19 protein-coding genes are annotated in these 16,853 nt (G+C 62.9%); 12 read left to right on the top strand and 7 right to left on the bottom strand.

Going from position 1 to position 16,853, the window contains the following annotated elements:
* Positions 1-73 precede the first annotated feature (73 nt).
* Positions 74-1,912, bottom strand: coding sequence for a rhomboid family intramembrane serine protease (locus HALLA_RS06425; protein WP_049952612.1), 1,839 nt, complete (start codon positions 1,910-1,912; stop codon positions 74-76).
* A 122-nt stretch (positions 1,913-2,034) separates the two neighbouring features.
* On the opposite strand from HALLA_RS06425, the gene HALLA_RS06420 reads away from it, so the two are divergent.
* Positions 2,035-2,319: a DNA-directed RNA polymerase subunit L gene (locus HALLA_RS06420; RefSeq protein WP_049952611.1), complete on the top strand. Its 285-nt coding sequence runs from the start codon at positions 2,035-2,037 to the stop codon at positions 2,317-2,319.
* A gap of 148 nt (positions 2,320-2,467) precedes the next feature.
* Here the strand turns inward: HALLA_RS06420 and HALLA_RS06415 are convergent, their stop codons facing one another.
* Together HALLA_RS06415 and hisF are read right to left on the bottom strand one after the other, a co-directional pair.
* On the bottom strand, positions 2,468-3,316 hold the full coding sequence (locus tag HALLA_RS06415; RefSeq protein WP_049952610.1) for a hypothetical protein: 849 nt from the start codon (positions 3,314-3,316) through the stop codon (positions 2,468-2,470).
* Positions 3,317-3,499: 183 nt separating this feature from the next.
* The gene (gene hisF / locus HALLA_RS06410; protein WP_049952609.1) at positions 3,500-4,312 is read right to left on the bottom strand and encodes an imidazole glycerol phosphate synthase subunit HisF; all 813 of its coding nucleotides are present in this window, start codon (positions 4,310-4,312) and stop codon (positions 3,500-3,502) included.
* Between the two features lie 107 nt (positions 4,313-4,419).
* Here hisF and HALLA_RS06405 point away from each other — a divergent pair, with 107 nt between their 5' ends.
* Positions 4,420-4,599 carry a DUF7550 family protein gene (locus HALLA_RS06405; protein WP_049952608.1) on the top strand — a complete coding sequence of 60 codons (180 nt, stop codon included), beginning with the start codon at positions 4,420-4,422 and terminating at the stop codon, positions 4,597-4,599.
* A gap of 20 nt (positions 4,600-4,619) precedes the next feature.
* Here HALLA_RS06405 and HALLA_RS06400 read toward each other — a convergent pair whose 3' ends face one another.
* Both HALLA_RS06400 and HALLA_RS06395 read right to left on the bottom strand, forming a co-directional pair.
* Complete coding sequence (locus tag HALLA_RS06400) at positions 4,620-4,841, bottom strand: ribbon-helix-helix domain-containing protein (protein ID WP_049952607.1); 222 nt, start codon at positions 4,839-4,841, stop codon at positions 4,620-4,622.
* A gap of 123 nt (positions 4,842-4,964) precedes the next feature.
* Positions 4,965-5,264, bottom strand: a complete 300-nt coding sequence (locus tag HALLA_RS06395; protein ID WP_049952606.1) for a hypothetical protein — start codon at positions 5,262-5,264, stop codon at positions 4,965-4,967.
* 249 nt (positions 5,265-5,513) lie between these two features.
* Here HALLA_RS06395 and HALLA_RS06390 point away from each other — a divergent pair, with 249 nt between their 5' ends.
* The 10 genes from HALLA_RS06390 to HALLA_RS06350 all read left to right on the top strand — a co-directional run bounded on the left by HALLA_RS06390 (position 5,514) and on the right by HALLA_RS06350 (position 15,653).
* Complete coding sequence (locus HALLA_RS06390) at positions 5,514-6,104, top strand: sulfite oxidase-like oxidoreductase (protein ID WP_049952605.1); 591 nt, start codon at positions 5,514-5,516, stop codon at positions 6,102-6,104.
* A gap of 32 nt (positions 6,105-6,136) precedes the next feature.
* A complete protein-coding gene (locus HALLA_RS06385) occupies positions 6,137-7,474 on the top strand; it encodes an isochorismate synthase (protein WP_049952604.1) in 1,338 nt (445 codons plus the stop codon).
* A complete protein-coding gene (gene menD, locus HALLA_RS06380) occupies positions 7,471-9,273 on the top strand; it encodes a 2-succinyl-5-enolpyruvyl-6-hydroxy-3-cyclohexene-1-carboxylic-acid synthase (protein ID WP_049952603.1) in 1,803 nt (600 codons plus the stop codon). The genes HALLA_RS06385 and menD overlap by 4 nt, the downstream gene beginning before the upstream one ends.
* Positions 9,274-9,466: 193 nt before the next feature.
* Complete coding sequence (locus HALLA_RS20500; protein WP_157231333.1) at positions 9,467-9,697, top strand: hypothetical protein; 231 nt, start codon at positions 9,467-9,469, stop codon at positions 9,695-9,697.
* A 56-nt stretch (positions 9,698-9,753) separates the two neighbouring features.
* Positions 9,754-10,641, top strand: coding sequence for a 1,4-dihydroxy-2-naphthoyl-CoA synthase (locus tag HALLA_RS06375; protein WP_049952602.1), 888 nt, complete (start codon positions 9,754-9,756; stop codon positions 10,639-10,641).
* A gap of 122 nt (positions 10,642-10,763) precedes the next feature.
* On the top strand, positions 10,764-11,702 hold the full coding sequence (locus HALLA_RS06370; protein WP_049952601.1) for a 1,4-dihydroxy-2-naphthoate polyprenyltransferase: 939 nt from the start codon (positions 10,764-10,766) through the stop codon (positions 11,700-11,702).
* Positions 11,699-12,742 carry a mandelate racemase/muconate lactonizing enzyme family protein gene (locus HALLA_RS06365; RefSeq protein ID WP_049952600.1) on the top strand — a complete coding sequence of 348 codons (1,044 nt, stop codon included), beginning with the start codon at positions 11,699-11,701 and terminating at the stop codon, positions 12,740-12,742. The genes HALLA_RS06370 and HALLA_RS06365 overlap by 4 nt, the downstream gene beginning before the upstream one ends.
* On the top strand, positions 12,742-14,328 hold the full coding sequence (locus HALLA_RS06360; protein WP_049952599.1) for a class I adenylate-forming enzyme family protein: 1,587 nt from the start codon (positions 12,742-12,744) through the stop codon (positions 14,326-14,328). The genes HALLA_RS06365 and HALLA_RS06360 overlap by 1 nt, the downstream gene beginning before the upstream one ends.
* An 89-nt stretch (positions 14,329-14,417) precedes the next feature.
* Positions 14,418-15,227: an NRDE family protein gene (locus tag HALLA_RS06355; protein ID WP_049952598.1), complete on the top strand. Its 810-nt coding sequence runs from the start codon at positions 14,418-14,420 to the stop codon at positions 15,225-15,227.
* Between the two features lie 75 nt (positions 15,228-15,302).
* Positions 15,303-15,653, top strand: coding sequence for a helix-turn-helix transcriptional regulator (locus HALLA_RS06350; protein ID WP_049952597.1), 351 nt, complete (start codon positions 15,303-15,305; stop codon positions 15,651-15,653).
* A 254-nt stretch (positions 15,654-15,907) separates the two neighbouring features.
* On the opposite strand, the gene HALLA_RS06345 is transcribed toward HALLA_RS06350, so the two are convergent.
* On the bottom strand, positions 15,908-16,300 hold the full coding sequence (locus HALLA_RS06345) for a hypothetical protein (protein ID WP_049952596.1): 393 nt from the start codon (positions 16,298-16,300) through the stop codon (positions 15,908-15,910).
* Between the two features lie 161 nt (positions 16,301-16,461).
* Positions 16,462-16,710 carry a hypothetical protein gene (locus HALLA_RS06340; RefSeq protein ID WP_049952595.1) on the bottom strand — a complete coding sequence of 83 codons (249 nt, stop codon included), beginning with the start codon at positions 16,708-16,710 and terminating at the stop codon, positions 16,462-16,464.
* Positions 16,711-16,853: the final 143 nt, after the last annotated feature.

The following is a 16,853-nucleotide window of genomic DNA, read 5'->3' as shown; positions in this document are numbered from 1 at the left end:
TTGCCAAGAGCGAACTCGCGAGGAAGGTCCCTCGCGTGCCAGTTAGCCGAGCTGAATCCGTAATCGAGCGGCGTTATCGGAGTCGATCGTAGGTCTCCTCGCTCGCGACCTGTACCACCGTCCCGTCCATGTCTGCGTAAATCGCTCCGTCTTCGCGGACGAACTCGATCCCGTCGGCTCGAGCGGTTTCGTCCGACTCAGGAACGTCAACTGTCGACGCTTCGACGGTATCGCCGTTGCTGCCGGTTCGTTCGACTTCGAGGACGAACGCTTCTCCTTCCGTGTCGATCGTAATGGTGCGATCGTTGACTCGAACGTCTGCCTGTGAGGACTCGGAGGTATACGCCAGTTGCTCCTCCCCGCCCTCCTCGGAGAACCAGATCTGGTAGACAGGATCGTTACCCGTTGGTTTCCAGCCCTGTCGTTCGACGTGAACGGTCTCGCGCCAGCCGGGACCGCCGACCGAAACCGTTTCTTCCCCGGTGAACTCGAGTTGCTGGGCCGTGACGGACTCCTGCCAGAGGTGTCGTTTTTCGCTCGAGACGATGACCCCGCTCGATTCGACGCTGGTGTCCTGCCCGAACGCGCCGACGTCGATGACGCCGACGATTTCGTTTTCCGAGCCCTCGACGTACTCGATCGTGTAATCGGCGACCGAGATCGACGCGTCCGCCGACCCGGTTTCGCCGGAGATGACGAACAGGTTGGTCGGGATCGCCGGCCCGGTAATGAGCGCGATGACGGCCACGATCACGATGAACGCGGCTTGACGCTCGGTGAGTGTGGCGAACGGTCCCGACTCATCCGGCGTGGCTCCTCGAGCGATTGTTTTGACTCGTTCTATCGCATCCCGCGTCGTCGATCGACTCGAGCCGGCGAGCTCGAGGATGCGGTCGGTTCGCTCTCGCACGCGGATATCGCGGCTGTCAGCCGGGGACCGGGCGAGTCGCTGTCGAATAGATGCGGGGACAATCGGCCGATCGGAGGCGGTAATTGCGAGGGTGACGATAAGGGCCAGTCCTGTGACGATGGCGATTCCGGGTCCCTGAAACAGGTAAAAGGAGTTCTGGTCGCCGTACCAGTAGATCTGCCAGAGCCCTTGCTCGAAGGCGAAAAACAGGATCGCAATCCACAGGCGAAGCGGATCTGGGCGGTACTGGCGTCGCCTTAGAAGTATCGCACCGAGGACGAAGCCGACGAAGAACCCGAGTGCGTGGCCCTGAATCGCGATGTTCGCCCACGAGGGGGCGGTGGCTGGACTCGCTCGTGGAACATACAGCCCGATCGGCGTCAACAGCGCCTCGTAGGTCGTCAGGAGCACGGTTTGTCCGCCGAGAATCGCCAGAACCGTGGAGATCGGATACCGCACGATCGCGAACCCGGCGAACGCGAAAACGATGCCGGAGAACCCGATCACCGGCCCGAGTGCGAACAGGCTCGTGACCAGCCCGACGGCGATCACAGCCAGCGGGAAGATCACGACGGCTCGAATCCAGGGGGTCGTCCACAGCGTTCTCGAGCGGTTCCCGTCACCTCTCTTCGGATAGTGTCCCCACGCGTATTCGGCGATGGGGGCGACGACCGCGGCTCCGAAGAGGTTACTGAGGAGGTGGCCCGCACTCGCGTGCGTAAACGAAGCCGAGAGCATTCCGAGCGGATAGTAGTACGACCAGGCTCGATACGGGATCGACACCGGGTCCGAAAAATCGGAGATCCCGTCCTGTACGAAGAGGTAGACCGCGAAGACGAACGCGAGAACGATGATGGTTCCCCACGGAACGCCGAACACGAATCGGGATCGAAGCACGTCTTCCCACGCCCGGTCGGGGTTTTGAATGTGTTTAACAGTCACAACTGAACCAACGAACGTCGCCACGAGAACGACGCCCAACACGACCCCGATCGGATCCATATCACTGTCCTGTGAGCGAAGTGGTATAGGGTTTATCTTCCCGATGCCCACATGAGTGGTCGGTAGACTGGCCGAGCGGTGTCTTCGAAAGGTACAAGCACGTGACGCTCGGATGAAATCGTATGGAACTGCGGGTCACCGAACGCACGGAGAGCGAACTTTCGATCGAGATCGGCGGGGAGGATCACACGTTCATGAACGTGCTCAAAGGAACGCTCCTCGAGCAGGAGAACATCGCAGCGGCGACCTACGACGTGAACCCAGAGCAATCGGGGGGACAGACCGACCCGATTCTGACGATCAAAACCGAATCGGGCGTCGACCCGGTCGACGCGCTCGAGGAGGGTGCAAGCAACGTCCGCGAGAAGACGGTGTCGTTCCGGAACGCGTTCGAAGCGGCCGTCTGATTCTGATTCGATAGTTCTCCGAGCCGAGAGCCCACGCCTCGAGAGCGACTCGGTCTCGTTTGTGTGTTCGTAGCGTAGCGACGCATCGAAGCGGCGGATTCCGAACGGATCGCCAATTCGGAGCCTGTCAGCTCTCGACCGTCCCAAATTAACAGACGACGTACACCACGAGTATCGATCCGTCTGGCCCGACGTGGATATCGATCCCTTCCGCGTCGTGATCGCCCTGGCCGACTTCCTGCGAGTCGAGCGATTCGAGGAGATTGGTTGCAAGGTCGTCGGCGAGCGCCGCTTCGGTATCGTACGCGTCGATCGAGTCCTGAGCGAGAACCTGGATTCCCTGTGGAGCACTCTCACACGGGAGGTCGAACGCCGACGGGTCCGTCCGGTCGCCGCCGTCATCGTCGGTGTACGCGCTGACGACGAGACGCTGATTTTCGGCCGTCGCGAACTCCTCGAGCCCCTCGTCGTACTCGAGGGGCGCACCGACCCCGGTCCCGTCGCTGGTCTCCGTTTCGGTAGCCGCTTGCCGCTCGTCGGTGAGTCGGTCGTGTACCAGCAGCGCCGTCTCATCGAGATCGATTCCGTTGGCTTCGGTAGCCTCTCCCGGAACGTCGGTTCCGATGCCGGGCAGCACCGACGCCGGAACGATGCCGGTGGCGAACAGGGCAACGATGAGGACGAAGACGGCGATGAACGGCGAGTACGGCTTTGCGACCTCGAGCCAGCTCGCGACCTCGAGGTCGCTATCGGCCTCGTCGAACGTCTGTTCGGTCTTCTCGAGGGTGTGATTGCCACAGCGAGCGCAGGGCGGTGAGTTGCGCGTGTGCTCGCGGCCGCAGTTCGTACAGGCCCAGACGTAGGTCGGTGACGTTCCGCCCTGATCGGCATCACCGCCGGCGTCGTCTGCACGATTGAACGAATTGTATCCGCACCGCTCACAGGGCGGATCGTCGGAGTCGTGCGGTTTGCCACACCACGCACACCGCCAAGTCACTGCTAGTAGCGGTCGAGCGCGCGAGCATAAGGATATTGTATTGCGGCTGCGACTCGAGAACGTTTCGCGGATCCGACTCGAGATCGCACCGTGGGTCGGCCTCGAGACGTAATCCGGCTGTCTACCGCGCCGATGCTGCGCGTCGGGACGACGAAACCGGCGTCCCGAAAACGCGCTGGGAGGTTACTGCCGAACCGGAACGTCCCGCTCGTCGAGGTAGTCTTTGACATCCCCGACGGAGTACTCGTCGAAATGGAAGATAGAGGCCGCGAGCCCGGCATCGGCATCGGCTTCCGTGAATACTTCGTGCATGTGTTCGGGGCCGCCACAGCCCGAGGAGGCGATCACGGGGGTATCGACGGCCTCGCAGACGGCCGAGGTCAGCGGAATATCGTAGCCGTCTTTCGTCCCGTCCCTGTCGATCGAGTTCACGAACAACTCGCCCGCGCCTCGAGATTCGACCTCGCGAGCCCACTCGACGACGTCGACGCCGGTTCCTTCGCGGCCGCCCTTTTTCGTACACTCGAACCAGCACGATTCGCCGTCGATTTCGACGTAGTTCTCGCCGGCCTCGTCGTACCGACGCTGTGCGTCGACGCTGATCACGATACACTGGCTGCCGAACGCGCGAGCGCCCTCGTTGACCAGTTCGGGCCGCTCGAGCGCGCCCGTAGTGATCGAGACCTTATCGGCCCCGGCGCGAAGCGTCTCCTTGATGTCCTCGGTCGTTCGGATTCCGCCGCCGACGGTCAGCGGGATGAACACCTCGTCTGCGACTCGGGACACGACGTCGAGCATCGTCTCGCGGCCCTCAGCGGAGGCGGTGATGTCGAGGAAGACGAACTCGTCGGCGCCGGACTCGTTGTAGGCTTTGGCCATCTCGACGGGGTCACCGGTGTATTTCAGGTCCTCGAAGTGGACACCGGTGTAGACGGCCGGGTTGCCGTCCTCGTCGAGGTCGACGTCGATACAGGGAATAATTCGTTTCGTGAGCATGTGCTGGTGTTGGAGCGACCGGCGTTTGATGGTTTCGACCACGAAACCGAACTGAACCCGCCGCGCACGTAGGAGGGCTTAAGTAACCGAAACCGAAAACGCTCGATATGGCAGACGACCACGAATCCACAGCCGACGATTCGGGAGCCGATGTCGGCCACGATCTCGAGGCCGAACGGACGACTGCACCGATGAGCGAGTTCCCGATCAGGAACGCCGGAATCGGCGCGCTCGTGTTGGCGGTTGGACTGGCCGTCGGGTACGGCGTGCCACTGCTGGCGCTCTGAAAGACGATTTCGAATCCGAGTCAGAAAACGTACTCGTCGTCGTGGCCCATCATTCCGTCGTCTTCGAGGCCGCCGCCTGCGGTCTCGTCTTCGTCCATCGGTCCGCTCGTTTTGTAGGCCTTGATTCCTGTCGAGAGGAGGTCTTCGACCGCTTCCTCTCGGTTGACGAACTCACCGCGTTCAACCATTTGCGCGATTTGCATCTCGAGGTGTTCTGGGATGGTGATCTCTACTTTCGGCATCTGACTCGCGTTTCGGCAAGGGGGTATTTAGATTTGACGGGGATTGTGCACGCTTGGGAACGCGAGACGGCAACAACCCGCCAGAAATCGCCCGTGTTGGGTGTGATTGGTCGTCGCGTTGGACTACTTGTTGCCCATCATCGAATCGATGGTGTTCTTGATGGTCGACCCAGGCTGGGTAATCATCTCGAGTTGCTCGTGCATGCGGCGCTGATTGAAGTAACTCGCGAACGCGAGGATCGTCGGGGGCCAAAGGCCGACGAAAAGTCCACGCTCGCGGTCGCCGCGAACGAAGAAATAATACCACGACAGTCCGACCGACGCTACCGACGCCAGCAGCGCTGGTCCGAGGGCCTGTTTACCGACGTCCTGTGCTTGTTCTCCGGAAACGCCTTGCGATCCCAGTTCTTGTTTCGAAGCCATGCAACAACACGCTCTATGAGACCGTACTAATTCGTGACGAGGGTTGCGACTGGAACCTCCACATTGACCGACGGGAGAATTGTTTCGAATCGTTCTCGAGGTCGACGGCGTCTGTTGAATGTCACATTTCTCCCCGTGATTCCGTGGACGGTCGGGGAACGTCCGAATACTCACAAGTGATACGATCTACTCGCGTGGGAAGCCGAACTCGAGCGGTAGAGCTACCCGTCCGGATACGTACGATCACACATGAAAGACGTCACCGACTGCTATCGAGAGTTTGGGGACGACCGACTCCCGCCGGGCCAGCGCGAAACCAGCGAGTTTCCGGTCCTCTCGAAGAGCGGAACGCCGCCATTCGACCCGGAAACGTGGGAATTTCGCGTTACCGGTGCCGTCGAGGACGAACTGTCCTTCTCGTGGGCGGAGTTTCAGGAGCTTCCCGCCGAAACCCAGCGACAGGATTTCCATTGCGTGACCGGCTGGAGTACGTTCGACCGGGAGTTCACCGGCGTCCCGTTTCTCGAGCTCGCCGAACGCGCCGGCGTCGCAGACGACGCGATCCACGTCATGTTCTCCGCGCTGGACGACTATACGACCGACTTGCCGCTCGACGCGTGCATGCGCGAAGAAGTCTTATTCACCTGGGAGCTCGACGGCGAGCCCTTGCCCCGGGACCACGGCGGCCCGCTTCGGGTCGTCACTCCGCATCGATACGCCTACAAGGGAGCGAAGTGGGTCGACGGCATCGAGTTCCTGACCGAACCCGAACTCGGCTACTGGGAGCGCCGTGGATACTCGGAAACGGCGAATCCGTGGCGTGAGGAACGATATAGTTAGGCTGAAGGCGCGCCGGTCCCGATGGTTGATCGATGGAGCGACCGTCGGGTGGATGGGAGGTGACAGGAACGCTCGAGCGAGACGCCCCCGAGTATCACAGCGCGAGCCGTGAACTCGAGGAGGTCTCGTTCGGGGCCATAGTCGACGCAGAACGCGAGCCGCGCCTTCAGTGGGCAGCTCCCGACGGACTCGAAGTCGCAGGAACCGGCGTTGCAAAACGGTTTCGAGCGAGCGGTCCGAACAGATTCGACGACCTTCGAGCCGACGCGGGACGGGCGTTCGATCGCCTCGAGTACGACGGACCGGAGATTGCTCGACCGCGAGCATTTGGGGGCGTCTCCTTTCATGACGGCCACGAGCCGGCCGGGTCGTGGGATGGATTCGACGCAGCGTCGTTCGTCATCCCCGCCGTTCAGGTCACGCGAAGCGACGACGGCGTCTGGCTCACGGCGACCGCTGCGAGCGAGGACGACGTGACCGAGCGCCTCGAGCAGGCCCACGCGCGCCTCGAGGAACTCCCCGCGATGCGCCCGAGTGGAAATAGTCCCGGCGTGGATACCACGACGCGTTCGACCACGCCGGCGGAGTGGACCGAGCAGGTCGAAACCGCGCTCGAGCGCATCGAACAGGGTGAACTCACCAAGGTCGTCCTCGCGCAATCGCTTTCGGCGACCCTCGACGGAGCGGTGGACGTTCCGGCAACCCTCGAGCGACTGCGGCGCACGTACCCGAACTGCTACCGGTTTTCGTTCGCCCACGAGACGGGCGGGACCTTTTTCGGCACGCCGCCGGAACGACTCGTCGCAAAACGCGGACGGACGGTCGAAACGGAGGCGCTCGCCGGCTCGGTTCCGCGGGGCGACGACCCCGAATCGGACGACGAATTCGCCGCGACGCTGCGGGACAGCGAGAAGGTCGGCCGCGAGCACGGCCTCGTCGCCGAGGCGATTCGCGAACAGCTCGACCCGCTGGCCGAGTCGGTGACGGCGTCAGAACGGACGATTCGACGGCTGGCGACGATACAGCACCTCCGAACGCCGATCACGGCGACGCTCGAGCGAGACTGTCACGTCCTCGAGATCGTCGAGGCGCTTCACCCGACGCCGGCCGTCGGTGGAGTGCCCCCGTCGACGGCCTGGGAGACGATTCGATCGACGGAGTCCTTTGACCGCGGCTGGTACGCCGCGCCGATCGGTTGGTTCGACGGGAACGGCGACGGGGAGTTCGCCGTCGGAATTCGTTCCGCGATCGCCGACGATCGCTCGGTGACGCTCTTTGCGGGCAACGGAATCGTCGCGGACAGCGACCCGGCCGACGAGTGGGAGGAAGTACAGCTAAAGTTCCGGCCGATCCTCGACGAACTCCAATGACGGGCCCACCGAACGAGGCGACGCTCTGGGCCCGCATTCTCGTCGAGGAGTTAGCCGACGGCGGACTCGAGGCCGTCTGTATCGCCCCCGGAAGCCGTTCGACGCCGCTTACGGTCGCCTTCGCCGCGCATCCCGATGTCGAGGTTTTCTCACACCTAGACGAGCGCTCGGCGGCGTTTTTCGCGCTCGGGCGGAGCCGACGAACCGGCGAACCGACAGCGCTCGTCTGCACCTCCGGAACCGCGGCCGCGAACTTCCACCCGGCAGTTATCGAGGCGAATCAAGCCAGAGTACCGCTGCTCGTTCTGACGGCGGATCGACCGCCGGAACTGCGCGATAGCGGGGCGAACCAGACCGTCGATCAGGTTAAACTCTACGGCGACGCGGTTCGGTGGTACGCGGAACTTCCCGAACCGAGAGCCGAGCAGCGACGCGCGCGTTCGGTTCGAACGACGGCGTCTCGAGCGCTCGCGAAGGCGAACGGAACGCTGGCGGGGCCGGTGCACCTCAACTGTCCGTTCCAAAAGCCCCTCGAGCCGACCGAGGTCTCGGGAGCAGTTCCGGAGTCCTTCACGGAGACGCCGGCCGGAAGCGGCCGAGACGGGCCGTACGTCCGGACGACCCAGGGGCGAATGTCACCTTCACCCAAGGACTGTCGGACGATCGCACAGGAACTCGAGACGGCTCGGCGGCCGCTGCTCGTCGCCGGTCCGGCGGATCCAGTGAGCTACTCGAGTGACGATTCTCGCGGTGTCCACCCGGAGACGGTCGCGCGACTCGCGCGGGCGGTCGACGCCCCCGTGCTCGCGGATCCGCTTTCGGGGCTTCGGTTCGGGTCGCATCTCGAGAAGTCGTCCGACCTGCCGCCAGTCTACGGCGGCTACGATACGTACGTGACGGAACTGCCGGCACCGGACATCGTCCTCCGGGTCGGCGCGTCGCCCACGTCCAAGCCGCTGCGGCAGTACCTGGCTGACAGTTCAGCTCGGCAGTTCGTCGTGGACCCTGCCTCCGAATGGCGCGAAGCCACGTTCACCGCGACCGATTTGATCGGCGCGGAGCCGACGGCGGTCTTCGAGGGCGTGCTCGAGGAACTCGCGGATAACTCCGGACGAGAAACGACCGCCGAAACGTGGCCCGAACGATTCGCGGCCGCAGAGCGGGCACACTGGCGAATCCACGGAGGATCGGTGGATGGGGAGAGTGAGAAGCCTGAACCGCTCGAGGGCTCGATCCTCTCGACGGTCTTTTCCGACGCGCCGGACCCGGCGTCGATTTTCGTCTCGAACAGCATGCCGATCCGGGACGCGGATCGATTCGGGCGGCCGCGGGCGGCGGCGCTGACGGTGCTCGCGAACCGCGGCGCGAGCGGGATCGACGGCATCACCAGCACGGCGCTCGGGGCGGGCAGCGCGACCGAGGACCCGCTGGTGCTCGTGACCGGTGACCTCGCGTTCTATCACGACTCGAACGGACTGCTCGCGATCGAGCGCTGCGACGTGGATGCGACGATCGTCGTCCTCGACAACGACGGCGGCGGCATCTTCCACATGCTCCCGATCGAGGCGTTCGATCCGCCCTTCACCGACCAGTTCAAGACGCCCCACGGTCTCGACTTTACCTCGCTCGGGGAGTTCTACGATCTCGAGTTCGAGACCGTCGACCCCGCGGCGTTCGCGGGGCGATACCGCGAGTCGGTCCGAAGCGAGGGCACGCAGATACTGCACGTCGAGTTCGACGCCGAGGCGAGTCACCGACGGCGCGAAGCGCTCGCAGAGCGGGTTCGAGAGAGTCTGTAGCCAGCACGGGCGTACAGATAACCAGGGTATAACCGGTTCCTGGCGAGTACTCGGGCCTCATCTTCGGTGTGCTCCCCTCGTTTCGTCAGTAACAGATTTTGTTCAATCGCGAACGAACGATTCCTCTCGAGTACTAGTGTACGCCGCGCTCGGTACTGTGTAAATATATGTATATGGTGAAACATTATGTGACATGACCTCACTTAGAACGGCGATTACTGGAACCTGGGACGAACAGGGCAGGTGGGTTATGGCGCTGATTTGCGGCGTTTCTGCTGGGATCGGCGGACTAACTGCAAATATTGTGGTTCCGCACGTTGTGGAATCAACAGCCATACAGGCCGTTCTCGGTGGACTGATCGCTGGTGCCGCCGTGCTCGTCGGCGTGACGGTTTTCACTCTCCTCCATCGGATGGGGAGATAGTTTCCTCCTATCGGGCGAGCCGAACCTATTTCACCGCAAGGTCCCCACTCTCGGACATGGTTTCAGAACACTTCGACCCCGAGCGGTGGGAATCGATCGACGAATTCGACTTTCGCGATCTCACCTACCATCGAGCGGTCGACTCGGGAACCGTCCGGATCGCGTTCGACCGCCCCGCGGTCCGCAACGCGTTTCGACCGGGAACCGTCGACGAACTCTACGACGCGCTTCAACACGCCAAACGGCAGACAGACGTCGGCTGTATTCTGTTGACCGGGAACGGACCCTCCCCCGAGGACGGCGGCTGGGCGTTCTGTTCGGGCGGGGATCAGACGATCCGGGGCGAGGACGGCTACCAGTACGAGGGCGACGAAGAGCGCGCCTCGGAGCAGGGTCGCCTGCACATTCTCGAGGTGCAGCGACTCATCCGGCACGTTCCGAAGGTCGTGGTCTGCGTGGTCCCCGGCTGGGCGGTCGGCGGCGGCCACTCGCTACACGTCGTCTGCGATCTCACGCTCGCCAGCGAGGACCACGCGAAGTTCCTGCAGACCGATCCCGACGTGGCGAGCTACGACGCCGGGTTCGGTTCGGCCTACCTCGCGAAACAGATCGGCCAGAAGAAGGCCCGCGAGGTCTTCTTCCTCGGAAAGACCTACTCCGCCGAAGAGGCAGAAGACATGGGGATGGTCAACGAAGTCGTTCCACACGAGGAGCTAGAGGAGACGGCCCTCGAGTGGGGCGAACGCATCAACGCAAAGAGCCCGACGGCGATGCGGATGCTCAAGTACGGCTTCAATATGGCCGACGACGGGCTGGTCGGCCAGCAGGTCTTCGCCGGCGAAGCGACCCGACTCGGCTACATGACCGACGAAGCCAGGGAGGGACGCGACGCGTTCGTCGAGGGGCGAGAGCCGGACTTTTCTGAGTTCCCCTGGCAGTACTAGGGTTTTCGGGAACGGGCGAGCAATATTGCGAGATCGAGAACGGTCAGAACCGCTCGAGAACCGGCTCGAACGTTCGACCGCAATGCCAACGTTGACACTCCCTGAAGTGGGACACTCGAGTAATGAGTACGGCAGCGGTTTCGCGGACGAAAGCCTGGGTGATGGCCGCACGGCCCCAGACGTTGCCAGCGGCCGCGGCGCCGGTGATCGTGGGCGTCGGCCTCGCGCTCGAGGCGGGCGTGTTCGAACCACTTCCGGCGCTGATGGCGTTCGTGGGGGCGGCGCTGATCCAGGTGGGGACGAACTTCGCGAACGATTACTACGACGCCAAGAAGGGGGCGGATACCGACGATCGCGAGGGATTTACTCGAGTGACTCAGTCGGGGCTCATCGAGCCCGATCAGGTCAAACTCGCGACGGTCGTCACGTTCGCGCTCGCGATTCTCGTCGGGACGTATCTGGTGTACGTCGGCGGGCTTCCGATCCTCGTAATCGGTCTCGTGAGCGTCTTCTGCGGGTGGGCGTACACGGGCGGCCCCTACCCGCTTGGCTACCACGGACTCGGGGAACTGTTCGTCTTCGTCTTCTTCGGCGTTGTCGCCGTGATGGGGACCTTCTACGTGCAGGCGGCCAAGCATCTCGCAGCTCCGTTGACGACCTCGATACCCGATGAAACGGTTACGACGGCCGCGTTCGTCGCGAGTTTGCCCGTCGCCTGCCTTTCGACGGCGATCCTCGTGGTGAACAACGTCCGGGATCGAGAGACCGACCGCGAGACGGGCAAGTACACCCTCGCGGTTCGGCTCGGCTACGGCTGGAGTCGCGTCGAATTCGTCGCGCTGCTGGCCGTCGCCTTCGCGATTCCGATCTGGTTCTGGCTCGCGGCGGATTTCGGACCGGCGGTCTTGCTGCCGCTGTTGACGATTCCCTACGCCGCGATGATTACGCGAACGATGCTCACCCGAACCGACGGGAACGCGCTCAACCCAGCGCTCGAGAACACGGGGAAACTGCTCACGATCTTCTCGATCCTCTTCGCGGCGGGGCTGGTGCTCGGATGACGCCGACCCTCTCGTTCCGGGGCTTTTCGCTCCCGCTCGAGTCGACGCTCGAGACCGCTCACGGGCGGATCGACGAGCGACAGGGTTTCCTCGTGAAACTGACCGACGGCGACGCGGTCGGCTACGGCGAAGCGACCCCGCTGCCGGGATGGACGGAGTCGCTCGAGGCATGTGAACACGGGCTCGAGCGGGCGAGAGCGACGATCTCCGAGGAGGGGCTGAGCGAGGCGATCGAGACCGTCGACGACTGCGTGGCGGCCCGCCACGGCCTGACGCTCGCTGTCGCGGATCTCCGGTCCGCTCGCGAGGCGACGCCGCTGTACCAGTACCTCAGCGACGACGCGCTCGTCGGTCGAGTCCCGGTCAACACGACGATCGGCGACGGAACGGCGGCGGAGACCGCCGATGCGGTCGAAGCGGCCGTTTCCCGCGGGTTCGACTGCTGTAAACTCAAAGTCGGCGTTCGTTCGGTCGAAGCTGACATCGAACGCGTTCGACGCGCTCGAGACGCGGTCGGTTCGGATGTCGAACTTCGAACCGATGCGAACGGTTCGTGGACGATCGAAGAAGCCGAATCGGCGATCGAAGGATTCGCCGATCACGGCGTTTCGATTCTCGAGCAACCGCTTCCCGCGGGCGCGCTCTCCGGACACGCGGCGTTGCGCGGTGGGGGCATCGATATCGCGCTCGACGAGGGGTTGCTCGAGCACGGCGTCGACGCGATCTGCGAGGCCGGCGCGGCCGACGCGATCGTCCTGAAGCCGATGGCGCTCGGGGGTCTCGACGTGGCACAGCAGATCACCGCCTGGGTGCAGCAACTCGAGATCACGCCCATCGTGACGACGACGATCGACGCCGTCGTCGCCCGGACGGGTGCCGTTCACCTCGCCGCGTCGGTTCCGGACCTTCCGGCCTGCGGGCTCGCGACGGGCGAGTTGCTCGCCGAGGATCTGGCCCGCGATCCGGTGCTCTTCGAGAACGGGTCGGCGGTCGTCCCGCAGGCGAAGGGTCTTGGGGTTTCGGGCCTCTGGTCTGGCTAATGCGTTCGCCCGCCGACTGGCCGACGAGGGATCTGCTGACTCATCGCCGAGAAACGTCTCCCGAGAAAACTGCCGTAATTGACGCTGACGCCGACAGCGACGAGCGCTGGAGCTACCGCGAGTTCGATCGCCGCGTCGACCGCGTCGCGAGCGCGCTCGAGTCGGCACTCGGTACACAACGCCGCGATACTCCCAGATCCAACGCCAGCGCGTCGCCGGACCGCGTCGCCGTGCTGATGGAGACCCGTCCCGCGTTCGCGAGCCTCGTCTTCGCCGCGATGCGAACCGGCCGCGTCCTCGTTCCGTTGAACGTTCGCGAAACGCCATCGGAGCTGGCATCCAAGCTCGAGCGGACGGCACCCGAGGCGGTGATCTGCGAACGAGAGACGGAAACGCAGGCGGTCTCGAGCACGGATCGACCGATTTTCTCCGTCGACGACCCGACCGACTCGACGCCTGAGCCAGTTCGACCGCTTTTTCGCGGGATCGAGGGCGAGGCGACGGCTCCCGACCCGGTTTCGCTCGAGCGCGACGACCCGTTTTTGCTCCTGTTTACCTCCGGAACCTCCGGCGAGCCGAAGGGGGTTCGACTGACGGTGGGGAACCTCGTCGCGAGCGCGACCGCGTCGGCGTTTCGGCTCGGCGTGCTGCCCTCGGACCGCTGGCTCTGCTGTCTCCCGATGTATCATATGGGTGGGCTCGCGCCCGTTCTTCGGTCGGCGCTCTACGGAACACCGCTCGTTATCCAGCGCGAATTCGATCCCGACGCAACCGCTCGAGTCGTCGACGGGTACGATATTACCGGCATCTCGCTCGTCCCGACGATGCTCGCGCGCATGCTCGAGGCGGGCTGGAGTGAGCCCGATTCGCTCCGGTTCGTCCTACTCGGCGGTGCGCCAGCATCGAACGAATTGCTCGAGCGGGCGCGAGACGCCGGCGTTCCCGCCTATCCGACCTACGGAATGACCGAGGCGGCGTCCCAGATTTCGACGGCGACGCCGGAGCAGACGCGCTCGCACGAGGGAACCGTCGGACAGCCCCTCGCCGTGACGGACGTAACGATCGTCGACGAAGCTGGTGACCCCGACGCACCCGGCGAACCCGGTGAAATCGTCGTTTCCGGGCCGACGGTGACGCCCGGCTATCTCGAGGAGACACACACCAACGCCGCGTTCGGAGCTGACGGACTCCATACGGGCGATATCGGATACCGCGACCGGGACGGCCGACTCTGGGTACTGAACCGACGGAGCGACCGCATCGTGACCGGAGGTGAGAACGTCGACCCCGGCGAGGTCGCGGACGTTCTTCAGGCCCATCCGCAGGTCGAGGAAACCGCGGTCGTCGGCCTGTCGGACCCCGAATGGGGCGAGCGCGTCGGTGTGCTCGTCGTTCCGAACGAACCGACCGCGGTGTCAACGGACGACCTGCTCGAGTTCTGTGGCGGCCGATTAGCAGGGTTCAAGCAGCCGAAAACGATCGGCGTTACCGATTCGCTCCCGCGAACGGCATCGGGAACCGTGGACCGAGAGGACGTTCGTGAGTTCCTCCGGGAGGAGGGCACGGACGCGGCGTCCCTCGAGTAACTGGGAACGTCCTATCCGATGTGGTGAAACCGAAGCCAGCACCGCGAGCGAGGCGAACATATAGGGGGTAAACGGCCCTACGTTCAACCGTGTGTACGCTGACTCTCGCCTGGCGGGCGTTCGACGATACGCCCGTCGCCGTCGCGGCCAACAGGGACGAAGCCCTCGAGCGGCCGTCGTCGCCGCCCGGCGTCTACGACGAGGAGCCGTTGGTGATCGCTCCGCGGGATACCGAAGCCGGCGGGACATGGATCGGGTACAACGAGCACGGCGTCTTCGCCGGTATTACGAACCGCTGGATCGACGCGGAACTGGCCGGTGATCGGTCTCGCGGACTGCTCGTCGGGGACGTTCTCGAGGCCGAATCGGCCACCGAAGCGGCACGGCTGATCGAAGCGACGACCGACACCCACGAGTACGACGGGTTCAACCTCACCGTCGCCGATGCGGAACGGGCCTTCTGTTACACGTGGGACGGCCGACTCGAGCGCTACGAGTTCGATCCCGGCGTCCACGTCGTGGTCAACATCGCCGTCAACGAGGTCGTCGACATTCCGTCGACTCGCCCGGAGCCGGCTCGAGCGCAGGCGGCCAACGCCCGAGCGGTTCGCGAGGAACTCGCGGTGGGATCCGACGAACCCGTCGACGAGTGGCTCGAGCGCGCTGGCGACGTGCTGGGCGATCACGAGTACGGCGTCTGCATCCACCGTGACGGGTTCGGAACGCGGTCGTCCTCGATCATTGCCCTCGGCGAGTCGTCGAGCTACCGATTCGCGGACGGCCCACCGTGTCGAACGCCCTACGAGGAGGTGACCCTCGAGGACGGGGCCGTGGACGCGGGTCTCGAAGGTAATCGCGAAACCGGTAGCATCGATGGCGACCGCGAAGGCCACATTTAAGCGCCTTGCCCTCCGTCTATGTGATATGCGCGCACATCCGTCTGTAGCCGCGAGCACGCTCGTGAGGTGGGATCGATGAGCGTCTCGACCGCCGAAGCCGAACTCTCCGCGGACGAACGGGCGGGCCTCGAACTCGTCCGTGAGACGGGCGGGATCCACCAGAGCGACTTCTGGAAGGAACTGGACGTCTCCTCGCGGAAGGGAAGTCGGATCGTCGAATCGCTCGTCGAAAAGGAACTCGTCGACCGCGAAGATACGGTGTACAACGGACACAACACCTACTACGTCACGCCGACCGCTCGAGATCTGGACTTCCGACTCCTGATGGCCGGCGACATGCTCTCGCCGTTCATCGGCGAAGAGGAGGTCGACCCCAACAGTGACGCCTTCTCGCAGTGGATCATGAACCTCGCGTACCAGGACTGAGAGAGCTTTTTCTCCAGAACCGGCGACTATCGATACCTGGTAGCCGCGTCGTTTTCTCGAGACGAATAGTTCACACTGCGACGTCTTTCCAATGTTCACCCTCTGACTGCCAATCAGAACGCAAGCGTTCTGATGACGCTCGCTGAGGAAGGGGCATTAGCGCCTCGATTTAGGTAAACCAGTAGAGCCGTATGGCTCTGTTGAAATCATCAGCGGCTACCAAAGTTTGAGAGGGACGGGTAAGTACAGAATGTCTATTGAGCGAACCCATGAAGCCGCTTAGGTACGATTAGCCGCTCGACAAGTAATGCGACTGCAAAACCCACGATACTGCCAAGTGCACCAGCATCCATAAAAAGCGTCAGGTTATCAAAGATAAGTCCAAGGCCAAGTATGACTGGGGCACAGAGTAGTGCGATGGCACCTGCGATATAAACAAGATTCTCACGGCGCTTCTCAGGAAGTTGGTTACGGGCGGTCCATGCAACAGGTCCAACGAGTAGAGCAGTTCCGATAGCAAATACTGCGACCAATTCCCACGGAACTGCGTCATACTGAATGAGACGTATTGCACTGAGGAAAGCCATTGTAGCAAGCGATACAAAGAAGATTAATCGCCCCGTTTGGCTTGACTGAACTGTTTTCATACGATGGTGACAGGTATCTGTCAAGGAATAACTTTCGGGGGATTCGGGGCTGTGAGTACTTACGGTGTTGCTCTGTTCGCATCTGTCGTGTGCGTGTGTTTCACGCTAGAATACATCTGAAGAATCGGATTTCAATAGAGCCAGCCGCATACAGGTGTCTCTCACGTACTCGTTCTCTCATCGGTCAGAAGCGACCAGACGAGTAACCCGCCCAACGTGAGTGTCACAACCCACCACGAGGCTTTGTGGAACGTGTTTCCATTGATGGCGAGATCCGCAGAAAACACGAGGAGATCCAGCAAAACGGCATAGAAGAACGACCACCCACGACGTTCTTTCATGTTATATTCATAAACTGATTGAGCAAATACCTGTTGGTGGTTCACGTTCTTGGAGATATCCCTACTCATCTCGAGCACACATTATTCCTGTCCTGAAACAGTAGTTATATGACACTACAGGGCATTGGGTCGAATGGAAGCCACACACTCCGCGACACGGGGGCGTTTCGTATTGAAATGCCCCGGGTGCTCAAGACACCCGAGACGTGGCT

Origin of the sequence: Halostagnicola larsenii XH-48 (assembly GCF_000517625.1) — an archaeon.
Classification (GTDB): Archaea; Halobacteriota; Halobacteria; order Halobacteriales; family Natrialbaceae; genus Halostagnicola; species Halostagnicola larsenii.
Note: the sequence above shows the minus strand (reverse complement) of the source record. Positions and strands in the feature narration are given on the sequence as shown.